The following is a 21,400-nucleotide window of genomic DNA, read 5'->3' as shown; positions in this document are numbered from 1 at the left end:
TATTATGAAATATTTAAGTGCCATTATTTTTGCAATTGCAATAGTTGTAGCTTCAATCTTCTTAGGAAATGCCTATGCAGATAGAAACAAGGTAAATAACAGTATAGAAGTAACAGGCTTAGGAAAAGCAGACTTTTCTTCAGATCTTATAGTTTGGGAAGGTAGGTTCGGAGCACAGGACATTAACCTTAAACAAGCTTATATAACCTTAGAGCAAAATAAGGCAACTATAGATGATTACTTATCATCTAAAGGTATAAATGACAATCAGTTAATTTATAGTGCAGTAAAAACAAATCAAAAAAACAAACAAGTTTATTCTGAAAATGGAAACTATGTAGGCGAAGAATTTGTTGGTTATGAACTTACACAATCTATTAAAATAGAATCTAAAGATGTAGATAAGATAGAAAAACTGTCTAGAGAAATAACTGAATTATTAAACCAAGGTGTGAAGTTTTACTCTGAACCACCACGCTATTACTATACAAAACTAGCAGATCTAAAAATTGAAATGATTTCAAAAGCTACTGAAGATGCAAGAATAAGAGCAGAAAAAATATCTGAATTCTCTGGCGGAAACCTTGGTGAACTACAATCTGCAAGAATGGGAATCTTTCAAATTACAGGTCAAAACTCAAATGAAGATTATTCTTGGGGCGGCACTTATAATACAAGTTCTAGAGAAAAAACGGCATCAATCACAATGAAACTTAACTATGAGATAGATTAGCTTTAGGCTATAATCACTCCTTGATTTTTGAGCTTTTATTCTATCTTACATACAATGTTTAAAAACCTATGCTTTAGTTTGTAATTAACACAAACAGTTTTTTTCTTTACTTAGTGAATTTTACCAACTAATTAACCACTAAGACATGAATCAAATTCCATCTATTTTAACTGCCATTAGGGAAAAATCTCCTTTAGTACATAACATTACCAATTATGTTGTTATGAACAATACGGCTAATGCTTTACTTGCTATAGGCGCATCTCCAGTTATGGCTCACGCTAAAGAAGAAGTAGAAGATATTGTGACAATTTCTTCAGCTTTAGTTATCAATATGGGAACTTTAAGCAAAACTTGGGTAGAGGCTATGAAACTAGCTGCTCAAAAAGCAAGCAAAACAAAAACACCATTTGTGTTTGATCCTGTTGGAGTAGGAGCATCTACCTACAGAACAGAAACTGCTCAAGAAATTATTGCTACACATACACCAGATGTTATACGTGGTAACGCTTCAGAAATTATGGCGTTAACAAATTCTACATTGTCTACTAAAGGCGTAGATAGTACTCACAACTCCTTAGATGCCATACAAGCTGCTAAACAACTCTCTAAAGAATTAGGAAATACAATTGTTATTAGTGGAGAAAAAGATATTATAGTTACTGGTGAAAAGGTAAGTACAGTTTCAAACGGAGATGTATTAATGGCTAAAATTACAGGTATGGGTTGTACTGCGACAGCAATGGTAGGTGCGTGTATAGCAGTTGAAGGCAATACACATTTAGCAGCTACAGCTGCAATGGCAATTATGGGTGTTACTGGAGATATTACTAAGAAAGCATCTAATGGTCCTGGTAGTTTTCAAATGAATTTTTTAGATAACCTTCACCTTTTAACTTCAGATCAACTTTCAGAATACTTAATCTTAAATGAATAATGCTGCCCTGTCATTAATGTATGTAACAGATGATAGCATTACAAATGACATTAAATTTTTCGAGATTTTAGAAGCAGCTTTAATTGGTGGTGCTTCATGTATTCAATTAAGAGAAAAAACCTGCGACACAAAGACGTTTTACAACAGAGCTTTACAAGCTAAATCTCTATGTGAAACTTATAAAGTGCCATTAATCATTAATGATCGTGTAGATATTGCTCTCGCTGTAAATGCAGATGGAGTTCACTTGGGACAAACAGACATGCCCTTTAAGGTAGCACGAAACTTGTTGGGAAGTACAAAAATTATAGGTCTTTCTGTAAGTAATGTCTCTCAAGCAATACAAGCTCACGAAGCTAGTGAAATAGATTATATAGGTGTATCTCCAATTTTTGCTACACAGACAAAAACAAGAGATTTAGACGCTCCTTTAGGAATTGCAGGACTTATTAAAATTTGTGAAGTTTATAAAAAACCTATAGTTTGTATAGGAGGAATACATATATACAATGCTACCGAGATAATTAAAAATGGCGCTACTGGTATTGCCGTAGTGTCTGCAATATCTAAAGCTGAAAACCCTGAAATAGCAACAAGAACATTAAAAACTAAAGTATGTTAAACTGGTTTAATACAGTACGAAAACAAACAGAATCTATATTAGAATCTATAAAATCACAAGAGTTTATTACTCAGCTTATGGATGGTACTTTACCAAAAGATGTTTTTCAATTTTATATAGAACAAGATGCCTTGTACCTTTCTGAATATAAAAAGATACTTACACAAGTTGGTGTAAAATGTACAGAAAGCTCCGAAACTCAATTTTTCATAAATGCAGCATCAGGTATTATAGAAGTTGAAAATGCTTTACACCAAACCTTTCTTAAAAACCATACTGTTATAGCAGAGCCATCTCCTACGTGTGAGTTGTATACTAGTTACTTATCTCGTGTAGTTTGCAACCAATCTGTCGAAGAAGGTTTAGCGGCAGTATTACCTTGTTTTACAATTTATAAGGAAATAGGAGATTACATTCTTAAAAACCAAACCAACAAAGAGGATAACCCATTCCAAGATTGGATTAATACATATGGAGGTGAAGATTTTGCAACATCAGTAAATCATGCTATTGATATTACCAATATGTATGCTGAAGATGCAAATGACAAAACACTCCTAAGAATGAATACTGCATTTAGAAAAGCTTCTCAATTAGAATGGATGTTCTGGGATAGTGCCTATAATAAAGAGCAATGGAAAATATAACGTCTTACAAAAGTGTACTAACTATTGCTGGAAGCGATTCTGGCGGTTGTGCTGGTATACAAGCAGATATAAAGAGCATTAGTGCTTGTGGTGCTTTTGCAGCGTCTGTTATAACTGCAACTACTGCACAGAATACTAAAGGTGTGATAGATATTCATGCAATACCAATAGCACATATTGCTCATCAACTAGATGCTGTGTTAAGTGATATTTCTTTTGGTGCTATAAAAATAGGAATGCTACACTCTGCAGAAGTTATTCAGATAGTGGAAGAAAGATTAGTAGAATATAACGCAAAGCATATTGTTTTAGATCCTGTAATGGTCGCCACATCTGGTGATGCTTTAATTACAGATGGAGCTATAGCTAGACTAAAGGCATTTTTACCAAAGGCTACACTAATTACACCTAACATTCCAGAAGCGGAAATTTTACTAGGTAAAAAAACCTCTACCAATACGTTATCTAAAGCAGCTAAAGAAATAGGTAAGCTTTATTCAGTTTCTGTTTTATTAAAAGGTGGTCACGTTAGTACTACAAATAACCATGTTCAGGATATTCTCTATATTGTAGAAGATGATACTATTGTCACTATAACAAACCCTAAAATTAAAACAGATCATACTCACGGCACAGGTTGTAGCCTATCATCTAGTATTGCTGCTTTCCTAAGTTTAGGAGAGTCTTTAGAGTCTGCCGTTATAAAAGGCTGTAATTATGTAAACACAGCAATTTTTAATGGCAGCAATAAACAGTTAGGAGAAGGCCGTGGACCTATAAACCACTTTAATTTGTAAAACTAAATTATGAGTTTAAAAGAAGTTTTTAAAAAGCACTATAAAACAATACTTATTTCTGGTTTAGTTGGCGGATTTATTTATGCATTAGGAATGGCTGGTTTTGAATTTTTATCTTACGATGATATAGATGTTTCTTATATCATTTACAACTTTATATGTTTTGGAATTTTCTCTTCATTTATGTCATACTTTAATTTAAAGCATAAGTCTAAAGTTTAATAAATTCTGATTATTTGTTGCCCTTAGGCATTTTAAATACTATCACTTTATACACAAGTGTATAATAATTTTACACATTCAATTTTCTACTCTTCTATAAGCTGTTGTAATTAAGCGTTTTCTTAATTGGCACTACTGTTGCCAAGTAATATGTAACTATTAAGAATTTACAATAAACGCATAATGAATCACTCTATAAACACTGTAACAACAGATCCTAATATACCGCAAACTAAACCCCTTAATCCTGTGGAGAAGTTTGTAAACAACTCATCTTCTTCATTAGTATTAGCAGGAACATTTATATTGCTTTTTGGAGCAGTAGCATTGTTCTTTATTATGCAACCTTATTTTGAAGAGGTACATTTAGACCGAATGAATACAATTTGGGGACAAGCTATAATGATTATGGGTTTTACACTCCTAACAATTAAGCTAGCATTTATAGGATACATTCTCACATTATATTTAAAATATAAGTCAATAGCATCAGTATCAGACGAAGAGCTTCCTACGTGTACTGTAATCGTACCAGCATACAATGAAGGAGAGTTAGTTTATAAGACCTTAAAAAGTCTTGTGGCCAGTGATTATCCAATAGAAAAGCTTCAATTAATTTCAATTGATGATGGTAGTCAGGATAATACATGGCAATGGATGCAGAAAGCAAAAGCAGAGTTGGGCGACCGCGTTGCTATATATCAGCAACCAAAAAATATGGGTAAAAGACACGCGTTACACAGAGGTTTTAACTTAGGAACTGGAGATGTGTTTATTACTGTAGATAGTGATTCAATAGTAAAAACAGACACGTTACGTATTATGGCTAGCCCATTTGTGGTTAATCCAGATTGTGGTGCTGTAGCAGGAAACGTGAAGGTTCTAAACAATAAAAAAGCATTAATTCCTAGAATGTTAAATGTAAGTTTTGCATTTAGTTTTGAGTTTGTAAGATCTGCTCAAAGTCGTTTAGGTTCTGTTTTATGTACACCTGGCGCATTATCTGCTTATAGAAGAGAAGCTGTATTTAATTGCTTGGAAGATTGGATTAGCCAAACCTTTATGGGTGAAGTTTCTAAAATTGGAGAAGATAGAGCAATGACAAATATGATCCTAAAGCAAGGTTATAAAGTGTTATTTCAACGTAAGGCTTATGTATATACAAACATTCCAGAACGTTATAAAAACCTTTACAAGATGTTTATACGTTGGGAAAGAAGTAACGTTAGAGAAAATATAGCAATGAACAAATTTGCATTCTCAAACTTTAGAGATGGTGCTAAAACAGGAACAAGAATATTGTTATTAAACCAATGGTTAAAAATGACTATGGCATATCCAGCAATATTATTAATGCTGTTCTTCATTATAACATATCCAGTATTATTCTTGTGTTCTACACTAGCAGGTATCTTAGTGTTCTCAAGTATGCAAGCATTTTTCTTTGCTAAAAAACATAGTATTTCAGAATCATTTTGGGCATATCCTTACAGTGTATTTTATGCATTTACATTATTCTGGATTACACCGTATGCCATTGCAACAGCAGGACGTAGCGGATGGTTAACTAGAGACTTAACAAAAAAACAACTTAAGGAACAACAAGTAGTGGCAATGTCGTCCTAGTCATTTTAATTCGAAAATTTGTAAGAGGCTGTCTAAATGTAGTGTTTAGGCAGCCCTTTTTTTGTGGTGTGACAGCATAAAACTATATTTAGAGATTACTAAATTTTATAATTAATGAAACAATTTTATTTAGCAGGAACATATATTACACTGGCCATATTTGCACTTTCATATTTACTAACACGTTTTTTTGAATATGATTTAAATACGTTAATTTCAGTTAGTATATTACTGTATTTATTCTTTAATACAAAACACACAAAAATTGTTATTGCAGAGAAAGATGCTTTAATAAACGCACTTAAAGAAAAATTACGTAGATGATTTAATTTAGAAGATGCAAACCATAATTCATTATACATTACATTTTATTGCACCATTAGGTATTGCCTTTTTATGTTGTAAAACCCAGTGGAAAAAAGCCTACCTTATTTTATTAGCAACTATGTTGGTAGATATAGACCATCTGTGGGCAACACCAATTTTTGAAGCCAACCGTTGTAGCATTAACTTACATTGGTTTCATACCTATTATGTTATGGTTATTTATGTTATCTTGTTATTTTTCAAGAAACCTTTTAGAATTATAGGTATTGGTTTATTGTTTCATATGTTAACAGATGCCATCGATTGTTGGTTTATGACATAAATGCTTGATTAGGATTATGAAATACATATATTTATTAATAATAGGGCTGCTCATAACGGCTTGTGCAAGTGGTACAAGTCATCATACTTATGTTTTGCATGAAGGTATAATTACTACACTAAAATTAAAATCTGGTGATTTCTTAAAAGTGTCGGAAATTAGGTATTTTCATAAACAAGCTAAAAAAGACCTATCTCATGAAATGTATAAAGTTTATGGAAAGTGGGATGATTCAGTTAGTATAAACCGCTCCAAACCTTTATTAATTTGGGATAACATTAAATTATTATCGTGGTCTAACGAGCCTTATACTATAGGAGTTTCTGGGGATAATTATAAAGCTAAAACCTACAAGATTAATAAAAAACAGCAGTATCATGAAATTAACTATAATTCATTTTTTATTTTAAATTCTAAAGGTGAGGATATAATCTTAAAGCATTCAGCTGAAAAAGATTCGATTATTAATACCATTTTCAATTTAATGGAATTTGACAGGTCAATAATATGAATTGGATTTTACTAATAATTGCTGGTTGTTTTGAAGTTGCATTTGCAACCTGTCTTGGTAAGGCTAAAGAGGCTAGTGGTACAGAAAGTATGTATTGGTATGCAGGATTTTTAGTTTGCTTGGCTATTAGCATGTATTTACTTGTAAAAGTAACTCAAGAACTGCCAATAGGTACTGCATATGCAGTTTGGACAGGAATAGGTGCAGTGGGAACTGTACTTGTAGGAATTTTTGTATTTAAAGAACCAGCCACGTTTTGGAGATTATTTTTTATAGTTACACTAATAAGTTCTATTGTTGGTTTAAAATATGTATCTCAATGAGTTATAGAGCTCCTAAATATTGTCCTAAATGCGACTCAAATAAAGATGTGATACCAATAAGCTACGGAAAGCCTACACCTAAAGGTTTTAAAGAAAGTGATGAAGGTAAGATTAAACTAGGTGGTTGTGTTATATATGCAAACTCACCTAAGTGGTATTGTAAGAAAGATGATATTGAATTTAGATGATACTAATAAAAAAAAAGGCGATTCAATTAGGAATCGCCTTTTTAAGTATAATACTACGTGTTAATTATAAATCGAAACGATCTAAATTCATCACCTTAGTCCAAGCATCAATAAAATCTTTTACAAATTTCTCTTCTGCATCTTCTGTTCCGTATACTTCTGCAATTGCACGAAGCTCTGTGTTAGAACCAAATATTAAATCTGCTCTTGTAGCTTCAAACTTCTTGTCACCCGTTCTACGATCACTACCTTCAAAAACAGTATCATCATCTGTAATAGCTTTCCAAGTATATGTGAAATCTAATAAATTTGTAAAGAAATCATTTGTTAATGCTTCTTTTCTATCTGTAAACACACCGTAGTTAGATCCATTATAGTTAGCACCTAACACTCTTAATCCGCCAACTAAAACAGTCATCTCAGGAATAGAAAGCGTAAGCAATTGAGCGCGATCTACAAGTAAATCTTCTGCAGCTGCTTTTTGGTTATCCTTTATAAAGTTTCTAAAACCATCTGCTTGTGGCTCTAGGTAACCAAAAGAATCGATATCTGTTTGTTCTTGACTTGCATCTGTACGACCACCAGTAAATGGTACAGTAACAGAATGTCCAGCTTTTTCAGCAGCTTTTTCAACACCTACAGATCCTGCAAGTACTATTAAATCTGCCATTGAAACGTCTTTACCATTTGTATTAAAATCATTTTGAATGCCTTTTAATACATTTAACACTTTATGTAATTGCTCTGGATTGTTTACTTCCCATCTATTTTGAGGTGCTAAACGAATGCGACCACCATTAGCGCCACCGCGTTTATCTGATCCTCTAAAGGTAGAAGCAGAGGCCCAAGCTGTAGAAACTAACTCTGAAACAGATAGCTCTGTATTTGCAATTGCAGACTTAAGTGAATTTACATCTTCTTCTGAAGGTGTAAAGTTAGAAGCTGGTAAAGGGTCTTGCCAAAGTAATTCTTCTTGAGGTACTTCTGGTCCTAAATATCTAGAAATAGGTCCCATATCTCTGTGCGTTAACTTATACCAAGCACGAGCAAATGCATCTTCGAATGCTTTATGGTCTGTATGAAATTTCTTAGAAATCTTTAAATAATCAGGATCCATTTTAAGTGCCATATCTGCAGTAGACATCATTAGACCTTGCTTAGCATTGGCATCACCAGCCTTAGGAGCCATTCTTGCATTAGAAGCTTTTGTAGGAATCCATTGGTGTGCACCTGCAGGACTTTTAGAAAGTTCCCAGTCATAGTTTAATAACACTTCAAAATAATCGTGATCCCATTGTGTAGGGTTAGGGGTCCAAGCACCTTCTAAACCACTAGTAATAGTATCGTCTAAGACACCAGTACCATAGGTGTTTTTCCAACCTGTACTCATTTCTTCAATTGGAGCACCGTGAGGTTCTGCACCAACATATTTATCTGGATCTGCGGCACCGTGAGTTTTACCAAATGTATGACCACCAGCTATTAATGCTACAGTCTCTTCATCATCCATAGCCATACGGCCAAACGTTTCTTTAATATCTTTAGCAGAACCAAGCGGATCTGGGTTTCCGTTAGGTCCTTCTGGGTTAACATAAATTAATCCCATGTGTGCAGCACCAAGTGGTGCTTCTAAATCTCCATCTGCATAGCGTTCTTCATTACCTAACCATTCAGTTTCAGAACCCCAATATATATCTTGCTCTGGTTCCCAAATGTCTTCACGACCTCCAGCAAAACCAAATGTTTTAAAGCCCATAGACTCTAATGCGCAGTTACCTGCAAGAATCATTAAATCTGCCCAAGAAATTTTGTTTCCATATTTCTTTTTAATTGGCCATAATAATAAACGAGCTTTATCTAAGTTACCGTTATCTGGCCAGCTGTTTAAAGGGGCAAAACGTTGTGTTCCTGAACTTGCACCACCACGACCATCACCAATTCTATAAGTACCAGCACTGTGCCAAGCCATACGTATCATAAAAGGACCATAATGACCATAATCTGCAGGCCACCAATCTTGAGAATCTGTCATTAAATGAATAACATCTTGCTTTAATTTTGCATAATCAAGACTGTTAAAAGCTTCTTTATAGTTAAAATCTGAACCCATTGGGTTAGATTTAGAAGAGTTTTGACGTAAAATATTTAGCTTAAGTTCATTAGGCCACCAATCTCTATTAGTTGTGCCGTGTCCTGCTGTGTTAGATTGTGCACCTCCTAAAAAAGGGCATTTTGCAATAGCGCTAGGATCGTTAATGTCCCATACATTAGAATTGTTGTTATCCATGATAATTAAAATTTTTAGTTAAGTAACGGTTCAAATGTCACTAAAATTAAACATTTAACTATCAATTTTCAATATAAATTGAGAAGAGTACTATTGATTTAATTTATAGTTTAAATAATGATAAACTAAATTTAATCTATGGTGTAATGGTAGTTATCTTAATATGAGCTTGGTAATAAGTGTTTTACCAAGCGTTTCGTTTAAATTATCAATTATACGTTGTTTGCCGTAACTTAATTCTTCCCTTAAGACAGAAGAGCTAAGTTGTACATATAATGTATCTCTATCTAATTTGATGTTGGTTGTATATTTAGCAATTGCAGGTCCCATTTGGTCGTTCCATACATCTCGAACTTGTACTTTGTCTAATCCCTTTTGAAGTTTATTCTTGTCTACAAATTCTTTAAGAGCATCTGCAATACTAAGGTGTTCATTAGTTCGTTTCGACATTATCTAGGTATCCTTTAAAGCGATTATAAGTATATCTTATTCCTTGGTCATTTTGTGTAACCAATTTTGAGTCGTTAAGGTACAAAATGGTTTCTGACCAAGTATCCCAAGTAGTCTTATAAATTAATGTCAATTTGTCGTCTTGCATTTTAGCAGTAAAACCTTCTGCATCATTAGTTTTTATGAAGGTTCCATCTAGTTTGGGCTTAACCTTGGTACGCACACCATTTTTAGCAGTTAGCTCAAAATAATCTACTGTCTCATTAAATTTATATTCAATCTCTTTTCCTTTATCCGTTTCAACAGAAGCAATTTCCCAATAGCCATTTAGTAATGGTAATGCATCTAAATTTGGGCTGCTGTTACAACTACTTAAAAAGAAGCTTACAATTAATAAAATTGCTAAAGGTTTAATATTTTTTAAAAACATAGATTTAATTTTCATCTGGAAACATAATAGTTTCATAAGCACCTATATCTGGGTTTGTTGTTCTGTTAGTCCCTATAAGGTCTAAAGGTACCAGATTTGCCGTTGCTTGATCACCTTGAGCGCTTGCTGGAGATTCTAAACTTATTTGAAGTTTATTAGTATCTGTATCAAAAAATAAAGGCTGTTCATTTAATATAACAGAGTCATACAATGCCATATCTGAGAAATTATACAGAGGATCATCTTCTAAATTTCCATTTGGATCATTTGCTCGTAATAAGCAATTTTTAAAATTGAAGTTAAATGCTGCTTCATCTGCTTTAGAAAACCCAAACTCTACATCATTACGACCATAAATTATACAATTAGAAAAATTAGCCTGATCTAAATTTGCAGCTAGCGTTTCTCCAAATGTGTTAGAAATAACAACAGCTGGCGTTTGTCTAAAACTGCGTGACCAATAGTTAGCAAAAGTAGAGTGGTTAAACTCATACGATCCGCCTAACTCTATAACCATAGCACTTTGTCCTGCTTCTGCAATAACTAGATTTTCTCCAAGAATGCTACCAGTTCTAGATAATAACCCAATGTTAGATGAATTATAGATTTGTGAGTTTCTTATAGTTAGTGTAGGATCTTCACCGCCATCGTTTGAGTCCATTAATAAACCAACAGTACCATTTTTAATAGTTGTATAGTTAAAATTATGGTTTGTACTTCCTGCCGTTAACCAAATAGTACTCCATTGTCCTGGAATATTGCTATAGGCAGTTTCTAAACGGTCACTTTCAAAAATAACCTCGTTTTCTAACAGTTCTGGATCTGTACTTAATTCTCCATTAACCTGCATAGAACCCTGATCTGCGACAATAATACCACTGTTAGCGTGAAAGTGCACTCGTGCACCAGCATTAACTGTTAACGTCTTGTTTGAGCCAACAGCTGCAAAACCATAAATTACGTATGGCTTTTCGTTGGTAAAGGTTAACTCATTATCTTCTAAAAAGAATCCTTCAATTAAAATTGGGTCGCCATTAGGATCTGTACCTAGTTGCAAGGTTTCAACTTCACCTGTCATTGCATCACGCTCAGGAAATAGAAAAACAGCATCCTTAATAAGTGTTACTAACTCTACACGTTGGGTGTTTTCTCCACCATCAAAAAGAATGGCATCTTCATATAAAAATTCTAATGCATTTTGAGAAAGTTCCTGTATATCTGCAGTAGTTTCAACAAAAACAAAAATACTGTCATTAGCTAAGATTTCTACATCCCTAAATACTTTCCCAGCAACACCATCTACATTAAGGCGATAACTAGAACTTTCTCCTTGACTAAGTTGTACATTAGGAATACGTATATCTTGATCACTACGGTTGTATACTTTTAAATTATAAGTACTAGATCCTATATTAGTAAATACGGTATCTAAATAGACCGTGTCTTTAGAGAACTCTAATTGACCAGTACTTGGTTCAAATTCAAAATCATTTCTGCAAGAGCTCCAAAATATGATACAACAAAATAGGAGTAAAGTGTATAGAATACGCATTCAAAAAAAGTTTTAGTAAAAGTAAAACTTTTTACTGAGCTTAATAGTATCTAAGAATCTCTGTTTTTTTGTCTCTCTTCTTTACGTTTAGCTCTTTTTAATTGCCGTGCTTCCTTACGCTCTTTAGCTTTACGTGTCATAAATCTCACACGATTTTCTCTTGCTTTTTTTAGTTTTGCTCTATGAGCTCTTTGTTCTTCTAAAAACTCAGGATCTATTTTGTGGCTTTTTACTTCAACTATATTGAAACCACCCAAATAAATTAATTCTCCTTGATAATTGTCGGAATCAAGTATAACATCTAAAAGAGTTGTGTTGCTTTTAATAGTCTTTTCAATAGTCTCATAACCCAAATAACTAAATACTAGTATTTCATCTTTTAAAGCTGAAATGGAATAATTACCATCAAAATCTGTTTGTGTACCTCGAGTTGTACCTTTTACAATAATATTTACGCCTGGTAACGGTAAACCACTTTCATCTGTTACTGTACCAGATAGAGTAGAGGTTAATGGTTTTAAAGGCCTATGTTGCATACCTATACCTAAGGACGTATAAGTTTTACTGGTATTTATTGTTTGTTCAGTCTTGGGTTTAGATTCTTGTGCATTACTAATATTGGTAGATATAACACTAAGTGGTAATGCTAACGTTGCTGCAATTTTACTAAATGAAATTGAGTTCTTTTTACGCTCTATAGTTAAAGGTGTATCTAATTGATGTTGCAAAAAACGACCACACAGTGACTCGCCTTGAGTTATACGTTTGTGCAGTGCCTCATTGCTAAAATGTGTAAAGTCTATTACTTCTTTAGAACAGGCTTTACAATAACGTCCTTTTTCTGTAGGAGTCATTTTAGACCAATCTTCGTGGCAAGGTTCTGGAATGCTAATTTTAAATTTTGGTGTCATAGTCTTTAGTTTAGACTATAAACTTAAATAGAGAGCAAAGGTTTTTAAATGTAGAATTAGTGACTGCCTTATTTGGTTGAGTGAACTTACTTTTTTATAATCTTAACCTCAAACAGCTTATCCCAATTTTTACCAGTTACATAAAGTTTACTGGTTTCTTTGTTATAAGCAATACCATTTAGGACATCTTCTTTTGTAGCAGAAGATACTTGCTTTCTTAAAGATCTAAAATCTACCAGTCCTTCAATAGCACCATTTTTAGGGTTTATGATGCTAATTAAATCTATCTGCCAATTATTAGCGTAAATTTTTCCGTTAACCCATTCCAATTCATTTAGTTTTTTTGAAATGGTTTTATGAGATACGGTTTGTATGTAATCTTCTTCTGCTAACGTTTCAGCATTAAGAATCCAAATTTTAGATGTACCGTCACTTTTATAAAGTTTAGAACCATCATTACATAATCCCCAACCTTCTTTACTAGCATTGTAGCTAAAAGAATCTAATTGCTTGAACGTATTAATATCGTAAACAAAGCCTTTTTTGCCTTGCCAAGTTAATTGATAAAGTTTATCGTTTAAAGCTGTGATGCCTTCTCCAAAATAATCGATGTCTAAGTCTGAAGACTGCAATACTTCACCAGTTTCTAAATTTACCTTTCTTATAGTACTCTGTCCGTTTCTTCCTGTACTTTCATATAAATTACCGTTGTAAAACTCTAAACCTTGCGTAAAGGCATTGGCATCGTGTGGATAGGTATTAATTATCTCGAACGTATAACTTTCGGGTGGCTTATTATTAAAAAGTTTAAAATTAGCATTTACATCTGTTGCTTTAGCTTCAGAATATACTGTTGCTATCAGCGTGTGTTCTCCTAACTTATTGTTAGTTAGCGCTACAGATAATGGGTTATTGTTTTTATGAGATGCAATTGATTTACCGTTTAAAGTATAGGTAACAGAATCAATTACTTTTTCTTTAGGATTTTTAATAGTTGCAGTTAAGGATTCTCCTAATTTTAAGCTATTATCAGAATTTGATATTTGTAACGAATAACTTGTTGCATCATCATTACAAGAGAGGAAAAATAAAGGAAAACTTAGTAGTATGTATAATTTTGTTGAAAGGTTCATAGTCGTCAATTTTAACAGAAGACGAAGTTATGAAAATCAGATATAAAATTACTTGTCAGAATATGTAAACATTGTATATTTGCACCTGGCAAGTCCTACACAACCAGCTCCCGTTGAATCCTCCAGGTCGGGAACGAAGCAAAGGTATTCGGTCGTAGCGGTGTGATGTAGGTACTTGCCTTTTTTTATGCAGTAATGTTTTGTTTAGAAACATATCCTCTTTCTACTTTCTATAACTTTTTACAAGCCTCACAAATTCTGATCTATAGCCTTCAGGATCATTATGCAATCCTTGTTCTGCTAAAGCTATAACTGCCTTTTTATCCTTAAGTTCAATATATTCAGATTGCTTTAACTGCATTCCGAACAATGCTACTGCAGACATAAACTTAAAGTCTTCTGAAGCTTCATTTATATTTATTGGCTTATTAAGGACAGATGCAAGCATCACTTTGCTAAAATCTTCATTTGGTTTTTTGTAACGTAACTTTACTGTAGCTAGTTCATATTGATGTTGAGACGTAGTTGAAGTAGTATATTTTAAAGGATCTAAAGCGTTTTCTTCGCTAATATATTTACTTTCTGTGTCAACAGGAATAATCTCATATAGTGCGGTAACATTATGGCCACTTCCTAAGTCTCCCGCATCTTTTTTATCATTTTTAAAATCTTCATTAGCTAACAACCTATTTTCATATCCTATAAGTCTGTAAGCTTTTACTAGTTGCGGATTAAATTCTACCTGTATTTTAACGTCTTTGGCTATTGTATAAATAGTACCAAAAAATTCTGTTCCCAATATTTTTTGAGCCTCTTGCATGGTGTCTATATACGCATGGTTTCCGTTACCGTTTTGCGCCAAGGTTTCTAGCTTAGAATCTTTATAATTACCCATTCCAAAACCTAGGCAAGTTAGAAATACGCCATTATCTCTTTGGTCTTTCACAAGGTCTTTCATAGCTCTATCACTTGAGGCTCCAACATTAAAGTCACCGTCTGTGGCTAATATAATTCTGTTGTTTCCGCCTTTAATAAAATTCTCTTCAGCAACCTTATAAGCAAGTTTTATACCTTGACCACCAGCCGTAGAACCTCCAGCAGATAGATTTTCTATTGCATTTAGGATGGTCTCTTTATTTGCTCCAGAAGTTGGAGGCAAGACTAAGCCAGCTGCACCAGCATAAACTACTAGGCTAACTTTATCATTAACATTAAGTTCATCAACCAATATCTTTAGTGCAGATTTAAGCAATGGTAGTTTGTTAGATGAATTCATAGAGCCAGAAACATCTAACAGAAAAACTAAATTAGACGCAGGACGCTTATCAAGGTTTATAGTCTTTCCTTTTAATCCTATTCTTAAAATGGACGTATTGGTGTTCCAAGGTGACTGTACCAACTCTGTGTATACAGAAAACGGATCATTAGTTTTTGGCTCTGGATAATTATATGAAAAGTAATTGATCATTTCTTCTACCTTAACTGCATCAACAGGAATAGGTTGACTATTGTTTATCATACGTCTTATGTTGCTATAACTAGCACGATCTACATCAATTGAAAATGTAGAAAGTGGTGAAACAGATGCTGTTTTAAAAGTATTCTCTTCAACTAACGCATAAGATTCTTGCTCTCTAACTTGACGCTGATTTCTTTGTGAAACTGGTATACTACGGTTACCTCTAAGATGAATTCTAACATTTCTTTTTCTTACTTTATTTCTACTAGTTATATTTAAACCAGACACTTTCCCTTTTAAACCAGTCACAACAACTTCATCTAATTGAGCTCCATTTTTAAGAGAAACCATTAATGTGTCTTTAAAATCTTTTGGGGTAACCTTTATATTCTTGGTTGTAAAACCAACATATGTAAATACAAGAATGTTTCCTTCTTCAGCCTTAATTTTAAATTTACCATCAAAATCAGATTGAGTACCATTGCTTGTGCCTTTTACAATTATAGTTGCACCTGGCAACGGTAAGCCAGCTTCATCTGATACAATGCCATTAATCATTGAGTTTTGTGCTTGCAGAGAAAAGCTAATTAATACAAACAGTATAGTTTTAAATAATAGTTTCATAGTCTTGGTTTTTAAAAGTTTATATAAAACTAGAGTAATGATTGATTGACTAAAAGTAGGAATGAGTATATGCAAGAGTTGAGTGAGCAACGCTTACTTTTGCCTGAGACTTGTTTTCTTAAGGAGCTTATATATTGTAATCTTATAAGAGTGATTATATTTGCCGTTATGGCAAACTCTACTCAAAACGTTGTGCTAATTACTGGAGCATCATCTGGAATTGGTAAATCTATAGGTGAATATCTTCATCTTCAAGGTTATAAAGTATACGGAACTTCTAGATCTCCTAAGCAAGACCATTTAAATGGTATTCATTTTTTATCTTTAGACGTTACGAAACCTGAAAGTATAAAAGAAGCTGTAGCTAAATTAATAGCTATTGAAGGCCAGCTAGATGTTCTTATTAATAATGCAGGAAAAGGCATAACAGGACCTTTAGAAGAAACACCAGATGAAGAAGTGCAAGCTGCTTTTGATACCAACTATTTTGGAGTACTTCGTGTAATTAAGGCAGTTTTACCGCAAATGCGTAAACAACGAAGTGGCACAATAATTAATATAACATCTATTGCAGGTTATATGGGCTTGCCGTATCGAGGAATTTATTCTGCAACTAAAAGTGCATTAGAAATTACGACAGAAGCCTACCGTATGGAGCTAAAAGAGTTTGGTATTAAGATGACCAATATAGCACCTGGAGATTTTGCAACTAACATTGCTGCAGGACGTTTTCACGCGCCAGTAATAAAAGGGTCTGCCTACGAAAAAAACTACGGAAGAACACTTGCAATAATGGATGAACATGTAGATCACGGTGAAGATCCTATAAAAATGGCTAAAAAAGTTCATAGTGTTATCTTAACAGAGCATCCCACAATTCATTATAGAGTTGGTGCATTTATGCAGCGTATTTCTGTAGCTTTAAAACATATTTTACCAGATAAACTATTTGAAAAAATGCTTCTAAATCATTATAAATTGTAATTTTACACTAGCAAAAAATACTATTACTCAACCTTAAAATTTTACTGATGAAGTTTTTTATAGATACAGCAAATTTAGACCAAATTAAAGAAGCACAAGACCTTGGTGTTTTAGATGGCGTAACAACAAACCCATCACTAATGGCTAAAGAAGGTATTACTGGAGCTGAAAACATAAAAAATCATTATGTAAAAATTTGTGAGATTGTAGATGGCGATGTCTCTGCTGAAGTAATTTCTACAGATTATGAGGGTATTATAAAAGAAGGTGAAGAGCTAGCTAAATTACACGACCAAATTATAGTTAAGGTACCTATGATAAAAGATGGTGTAAAAGCAATTAAGTATTTTAGTGATAATGGTATTAAAACCAATTGTACATTAGTATTTTCTGCCGGTCAAGCATTACTGGCAGCTAAAGCTGGAGCTACTTATGTGTCTCCGTTTATTGGTCGTTTAGATGATATCTCAACAGATGGCTTAAATCTTATTGCCGAAATAAGATTAATTTATGACAATTACGGATTTGATACTCAAATTCTAGCAGCATCTGTAAGGCATACAATGCACGTGATTGACTGTGCTAAAATAGGTGCAGATGTTATGACAGGACCTTTATCTTCTATAGAAGGATTGTTAAAACATCCATTAACCGACATAGGTTTAGAAAAGTTTTTAGCAGACTTCAAAAAAGGAAATTAAGCGCATAAATTTTCAGCTCGCATTTAATTTTTTTCTTTATATGTTTCTTCAGCTACAATAGCTATTAATTTTCCATTAGGAGAAACTGCTAGTCTTGTAATGTTTGAAATATTATGATCTTTTAAAGAGATCCATCTTTGCCAATCTTCATCTACAAACGTATCATAAGTAAATAGGGAAGAAGCACTGCCAATGGCGAGTACATCTCGGCTTAACCAAGTATAATCTTGTACTCCGATAGGAAGATCGCAGACATAGTAGCTACTAAAATCATCTTCTATATCTAACTGATAAACTTCATGAATACCGTCTGTATTTATGGAGGTATAGCTCATTAAATTAGAATTGGGGATTTTTTGAAGAGATCTCCCAATATTGTCGACTATCTGTTTTTGAGTTTGATCTTTTAAGTTGATATATACTAAAATTGAAGGATTGCCTAATACATAGGTGATTAATTCGTGTTCATTGTTCCAAGCGTGATATCCTATTTTTAAAGAATCATTTACAAGAGTTGTTTTGTTTGTAGTTGTATTATAACTATAAAGACGTTGTAAACCTGTAGTATCTAGTCTTACAGTTGCAATGTTTTTAGTGTTTGGTATTTGTACAGGAGAAAATTCAGAGCCTTGAGTTGTATGAAATATCCATTTAGAAGCCTTAGAATTTATATTATATAAGATAATATCAGTCTGTTGTTGTCTAGATTTAGCAAACAAAACCAAACTGTCTGATATAAATGAAGGTTGGTTATCATAGCCTTTGTTGTTTGAAATGTTTACCAAATTGCTAGTCTCGGTATTTAAAAGATAGACATCAGTATTAGGTTGTGCGTTAGCTATGTGATGAATTATAAAAAATAGGATTACGACAAAACGCATATATAATAGATTATTGGAATAATTTATAAAAGTAAATTATATGATTTTATAATTGTTAATTATTTATTAAATTATTTCTATATTTAATGTTTCAAAATTGATATTAACTTAACACTAAGGTTTTTAATATAGTATTAAAATACCTCTATTTTTGAGATACAATTAATTAATCTATTTAATGCATGAAAACAATTTTACAAAAACACAATTTAATTTTAGCTCTTATTGTTTGCTTTGGAGCTACAATTAGTTCATTTGGGCAGACTACTATCTACACATTAGACTTTGATTCTAATAACTCTGGCTATACTTTGAGCTTAAATGATACTGGAGGAAATACAACAGATTATTTTAGAGTAACTGATGGAAGCGATATATCTGTCACTTTCAACAATACTATGGGTAATTATTTTGCTGCTCAAGATATTGATGGTGTAAATGGTAATGGTAGTGCATTACAAAGCTTAACAATTTCAACCTTAGATATAACTGGATTTACAGATATTGAGTTAACCATTTTTTTAGCAGAAGATGATGAAAGTACTAATCAGGACTGGGACAATCCTGATTTCTTTCATATAGATTACAGTTTAGATTTAGGCCCAACTCAAAATTTATTATGGATTGAAAATGATGGATCTAATTTTAACTCAGCACCTTTAGTGGATACAGATTTTGATGGCATTGGTGATGGTATGGAGATAACAGAGACTTTTACGTCATTTTCTAGATCTATAAATGGAACTGGTAATGACCTTGATATTGTTTTAGATTTCTTTCTTGATTCTGGTGATGAGGATATAGCTATAGATAGTATTACAATTACAGGTACACCATCAACACCAGCAGCAGATTATGTTTATGTAGATGATACTACAGGTTGGGTGCCAAATGATCCAAGTGATGCAGGAAATCCTAGTGATGCCTCAAATAGTGTTTTAGTACAAGCTGGTACAGCAACTACAGCGGCAGACTTTTCTGCAGATACTGTAACAATAGATTCTGGAGCTACATTAAATGCTCAAGGTATTACAGTTGTAACTGGTATTACCAATAGTGGATCGGTTACAATTTCTGGAGTTTTGGTGGCACCAAGTGCAACAATTATTACAGGAGATGATTTTACTTTTAAAAACACAAGCATGTCTACAGGTGTTATTGGTTTAACCAATGCGGCAACATTTACAGGTAATGTAACTGTTGAGCGTTTTATACCTCAAAGTAATAGAGCATATCGTCTTTTAGCATCTCCACTTAAAAATACAGGGACAATAAATACTAATTGGCAAGAAGCTCAACCTATAACGGATAATGGTTTTGGTATACATATTACGGGTACTGGTGGCGCTTCAAATGGATTTGATGCAACGTCTTTAAATAATCCATCTATGTATATTGTAAATGAGCAAGCAGCTCCTGCAGCTTATGTAGCTGTAACATCTACAACTATGGGAGATGGTTCAGCTGAAGAAGATGGTGTTTTAAAACACGGTATTGGTTACTTAACTCTTGTAAGAGGTAACCGTTCAACAGACCTTACAAATAATGATGCTACTGTAAGTGATGTAACATTAAGAACAACTGGAGTTGTGCATACCGGTGATTATGTTGTAACTGCCAGCAACCTAAACCCAGATCCAGATGGGTCTATTTTAGTTGGGAACCCTTACCAAGCTCCTGTAGATATGGATGCTGTTTTAAATAATCCAGGAACTACAGACATACAAACTGATGCTTATCACGTATATGATCCTACATTAGGTGATAATGGTGCTTTTGTAACTGTAACATTTGGTAATGTAATAGCTAATGATATAAATTCATTGTCATTTCCATTAACAGATACAGATGCTATGGCTTCAAACTCATCTGCTAATAGATTTTTACAACCAGGACAATCTGCATTTGTAAATACAGATACTCCTCTTGTTGGTTCTCCAACTCCAGCAATGACATTTACTGAGGTAAATAAAGTAACAGATGAAGTTAATACAGATATCTTTTTTACAAGTAATACAACTAGTGATAAATTTATAAGTATCGCATTATATGATTTAGAAGCTTTTACAAATAATGAGACACCAAGAGATGGTTCATTAATTAGATTTAATGATAATTATAATTCTTCTTTTGATAATTTAGATGCTTCAAAAGCGGGTAATCTTGATGAAAATTTAGGGACTTTATCTGAAGGAAATTTATTAAGCATAGATAGCAGAGCTTTACCTGTTGAAGGTGATGAGATTTCTTTATCTATTTCAAACTACAAGAAGACAGATTATACACTACAGTTTAGAATAAGTGATTTTGAAAACACAACAGCTTATTTAGTTGATAATTATTTAGATACACAAACATTGCTAACTAATAGTAATGAAACATTGGTTCAGTTTTCTGTAGATAGTGACGAGCCACAAAGTTTATCTGATGATAGATTTGAAATTATTTTTACTCAAAATGTTTTAGGAGTAGATACTTTTAATGAGTCTCTATTAACTGTTTTCCCTAATCCAGTTTCTAATGGGCAATTAACTTTAAACTTAGTAAACGGAAATTTAAGAGATGCTAATATTGAAATTTACAATATGTTAGGTCAGAAGGTGTTATCTGAAAATGTGTCAACATCTACTCAACAAACTACTATTAATACAAGTAAATTAAATAGTGGTGTGTATATTGTAAACGCTACAATAGCAGGAAATACAATCTCAAAAAGAATTATAATAAAATAAA

At 33.1% G+C, this 21,400-nt stretch carries 23 protein-coding genes and 1 other RNA gene; 16 read left to right on the top strand and 8 right to left on the bottom strand.

Going from position 1 to position 21,400, the window contains the following annotated elements; genetic code table 11:
- Positions 1-4 precede the first annotated feature (4 nt).
- The 12 genes from CL818_RS09065 to CL818_RS09010 all read left to right on the top strand — a co-directional run bounded on the left by CL818_RS09065 (position 5) and on the right by CL818_RS09010 (position 7,255).
- The gene (locus CL818_RS09065) at positions 5-733 is read left to right on the top strand and encodes an SIMPL domain-containing protein (RefSeq protein WP_219360203.1); all 729 of its coding nucleotides are present in this window, start codon (positions 5-7) and stop codon (positions 731-733) included.
- A gap of 145 nt (positions 734-878) precedes the next feature.
- Positions 879-1,670: a hydroxyethylthiazole kinase gene (gene thiM / locus CL818_RS09060; RefSeq protein ID WP_272973802.1), complete on the top strand. Its 792-nt coding sequence runs from the start codon at positions 879-881 to the stop codon at positions 1,668-1,670.
- Positions 1,663-2,292 carry a thiamine phosphate synthase gene (thiE, locus tag CL818_RS09055; RefSeq protein WP_272973801.1) on the top strand — a complete coding sequence of 210 codons (630 nt, stop codon included), beginning with the start codon at positions 1,663-1,665 and terminating at the stop codon, positions 2,290-2,292. The genes thiM and thiE overlap by 8 nt, the downstream gene beginning before the upstream one ends.
- Positions 2,286-2,939 carry a thiaminase II gene (gene tenA, locus CL818_RS09050; RefSeq protein WP_272973800.1) on the top strand — a complete coding sequence of 218 codons (654 nt, stop codon included), beginning with the start codon at positions 2,286-2,288 and terminating at the stop codon, positions 2,937-2,939. Before thiE ends, tenA begins: the two co-directional genes overlap by 7 nt.
- Positions 2,927-3,736: a bifunctional hydroxymethylpyrimidine kinase/phosphomethylpyrimidine kinase gene (gene thiD, locus CL818_RS09045; protein ID WP_272973799.1), complete on the top strand. Its 810-nt coding sequence runs from the start codon at positions 2,927-2,929 to the stop codon at positions 3,734-3,736. The genes tenA and thiD overlap by 13 nt, the downstream gene beginning before the upstream one ends.
- Positions 3,737-3,745: 9 nt before the next feature.
- On the top strand, positions 3,746-3,958 hold the full coding sequence (locus CL818_RS09040; RefSeq protein WP_272973797.1) for a hypothetical protein: 213 nt from the start codon (positions 3,746-3,748) through the stop codon (positions 3,956-3,958).
- A gap of 183 nt (positions 3,959-4,141) precedes the next feature.
- Positions 4,142-5,584, top strand: coding sequence for a glycosyltransferase family 2 protein (locus CL818_RS09035; RefSeq protein WP_272973796.1), 1,443 nt, complete (start codon positions 4,142-4,144; stop codon positions 5,582-5,584).
- Between the two features lie 114 nt (positions 5,585-5,698).
- Positions 5,699-5,908, top strand: coding sequence for a hypothetical protein (locus CL818_RS09030; protein ID WP_272973795.1), 210 nt, complete (start codon positions 5,699-5,701; stop codon positions 5,906-5,908).
- A gap of 13 nt (positions 5,909-5,921) precedes the next feature.
- Positions 5,922-6,233 (top strand): DUF6122 family protein, encoded by a 312-nt coding sequence (locus CL818_RS09025; protein WP_272973793.1) that lies wholly within the window; start codon positions 5,922-5,924, stop codon positions 6,231-6,233.
- 16 nt (positions 6,234-6,249) lie between these two features.
- Positions 6,250-6,744: a hypothetical protein gene (locus CL818_RS09020; RefSeq protein WP_272973792.1), complete on the top strand. Its 495-nt coding sequence runs from the start codon at positions 6,250-6,252 to the stop codon at positions 6,742-6,744.
- Positions 6,741-7,067, top strand: coding sequence for a DMT family transporter (locus tag CL818_RS09015; RefSeq protein WP_013187903.1), 327 nt, complete (start codon positions 6,741-6,743; stop codon positions 7,065-7,067). The genes CL818_RS09020 and CL818_RS09015 overlap by 4 nt, the downstream gene beginning before the upstream one ends.
- Positions 7,064-7,255, top strand: a complete 192-nt coding sequence (locus tag CL818_RS09010) for a hypothetical protein (protein WP_013187902.1) — start codon at positions 7,064-7,066, stop codon at positions 7,253-7,255. Before CL818_RS09015 ends, CL818_RS09010 begins: the two co-directional genes overlap by 4 nt.
- 64 nt (positions 7,256-7,319) lie before the next feature.
- On the opposite strand, the gene katG is transcribed toward CL818_RS09010, so the two are convergent.
- The 6 genes from katG to CL818_RS08980 form a co-directional block, all read right to left on the bottom strand.
- Positions 7,320-9,542 (bottom strand): catalase/peroxidase HPI, encoded by a 2,223-nt coding sequence (gene katG / locus CL818_RS09005; protein WP_272973791.1) that lies wholly within the window; start codon positions 9,540-9,542, stop codon positions 7,320-7,322.
- A gap of 153 nt (positions 9,543-9,695) precedes the next feature.
- Entirely contained in the window at positions 9,696-9,992 is a 297-nt protein-coding gene (locus tag CL818_RS09000) for a DciA family protein (RefSeq protein ID WP_013187900.1), read from the bottom strand.
- A complete protein-coding gene (locus CL818_RS08995; RefSeq protein ID WP_286972751.1) occupies positions 9,976-10,422 on the bottom strand; it encodes a lipocalin-like domain-containing protein in 447 nt (148 codons plus the stop codon). The genes CL818_RS09000 and CL818_RS08995 overlap by 17 nt, the downstream gene beginning before the upstream one ends.
- Before the next feature lie 4 nt (positions 10,423-10,426).
- Entirely contained in the window at positions 10,427-11,974 is a 1,548-nt protein-coding gene (locus CL818_RS08990; protein ID WP_272973789.1) for a hypothetical protein, read from the bottom strand.
- 50 nt (positions 11,975-12,024) lie between these two features.
- Positions 12,025-12,885, bottom strand: coding sequence for a carboxypeptidase-like regulatory domain-containing protein (locus CL818_RS08985; protein ID WP_272973788.1), 861 nt, complete (start codon positions 12,883-12,885; stop codon positions 12,025-12,027).
- 86 nt (positions 12,886-12,971) lie between these two features.
- Positions 12,972-14,018, bottom strand: coding sequence for a glutaminyl-peptide cyclotransferase (locus CL818_RS08980; protein WP_272973787.1), 1,047 nt, complete (start codon positions 14,016-14,018; stop codon positions 12,972-12,974).
- An 86-nt stretch (positions 14,019-14,104) separates the two neighbouring features.
- On the opposite strand from CL818_RS08980, the gene ffs reads away from it, so the two are divergent.
- Positions 14,105-14,202: signal recognition particle sRNA small type (gene ffs, locus CL818_RS08975), an RNA gene on the top strand.
- Positions 14,203-14,241: 39 nt separating this feature from the next.
- Here the strand turns inward: ffs and CL818_RS08970 are convergent.
- Positions 14,242-16,101, bottom strand: a complete 1,860-nt coding sequence (locus tag CL818_RS08970; RefSeq protein WP_272973786.1) for a vWA domain-containing protein — start codon at positions 16,099-16,101, stop codon at positions 14,242-14,244.
- A 168-nt stretch (positions 16,102-16,269) separates the two neighbouring features.
- Between CL818_RS08970 and CL818_RS08965 the strand changes: the two genes are divergently transcribed.
- Entirely contained in the window at positions 16,270-17,085 is an 816-nt protein-coding gene (locus tag CL818_RS08965) for an SDR family oxidoreductase (RefSeq protein ID WP_041241000.1), read from the top strand.
- A gap of 47 nt (positions 17,086-17,132) precedes the next feature.
- Positions 17,133-17,786, top strand: coding sequence for a fructose-6-phosphate aldolase (fsa, locus tag CL818_RS08960; protein WP_013187894.1), 654 nt, complete (start codon positions 17,133-17,135; stop codon positions 17,784-17,786).
- Between the two features lie 23 nt (positions 17,787-17,809).
- Here the strand turns inward: fsa and CL818_RS08955 are convergent, their stop codons facing one another.
- Positions 17,810-18,667, bottom strand: coding sequence for a TolB family protein (locus CL818_RS08955; protein WP_272973785.1), 858 nt, complete (start codon positions 18,665-18,667; stop codon positions 17,810-17,812).
- Between the two features lie 182 nt (positions 18,668-18,849).
- On the opposite strand from CL818_RS08955, the gene CL818_RS08950 reads away from it, so the two are divergent.
- Positions 18,850-21,399: a T9SS type A sorting domain-containing protein gene (locus CL818_RS08950; protein ID WP_272973784.1), complete on the top strand. Its 2,550-nt coding sequence runs from the start codon at positions 18,850-18,852 to the stop codon at positions 21,397-21,399.
- Position 21,400 lies beyond the last annotated feature (1 nt).

Source organism: Croceibacter sp. (assembly GCF_002716225.1).
Taxonomy (GTDB): domain Bacteria; phylum Bacteroidota; class Bacteroidia; order Flavobacteriales; family Flavobacteriaceae; genus Croceibacter; species Croceibacter atlanticus.
This window is presented reverse-complemented; position numbering and strand designations above follow the sequence as displayed.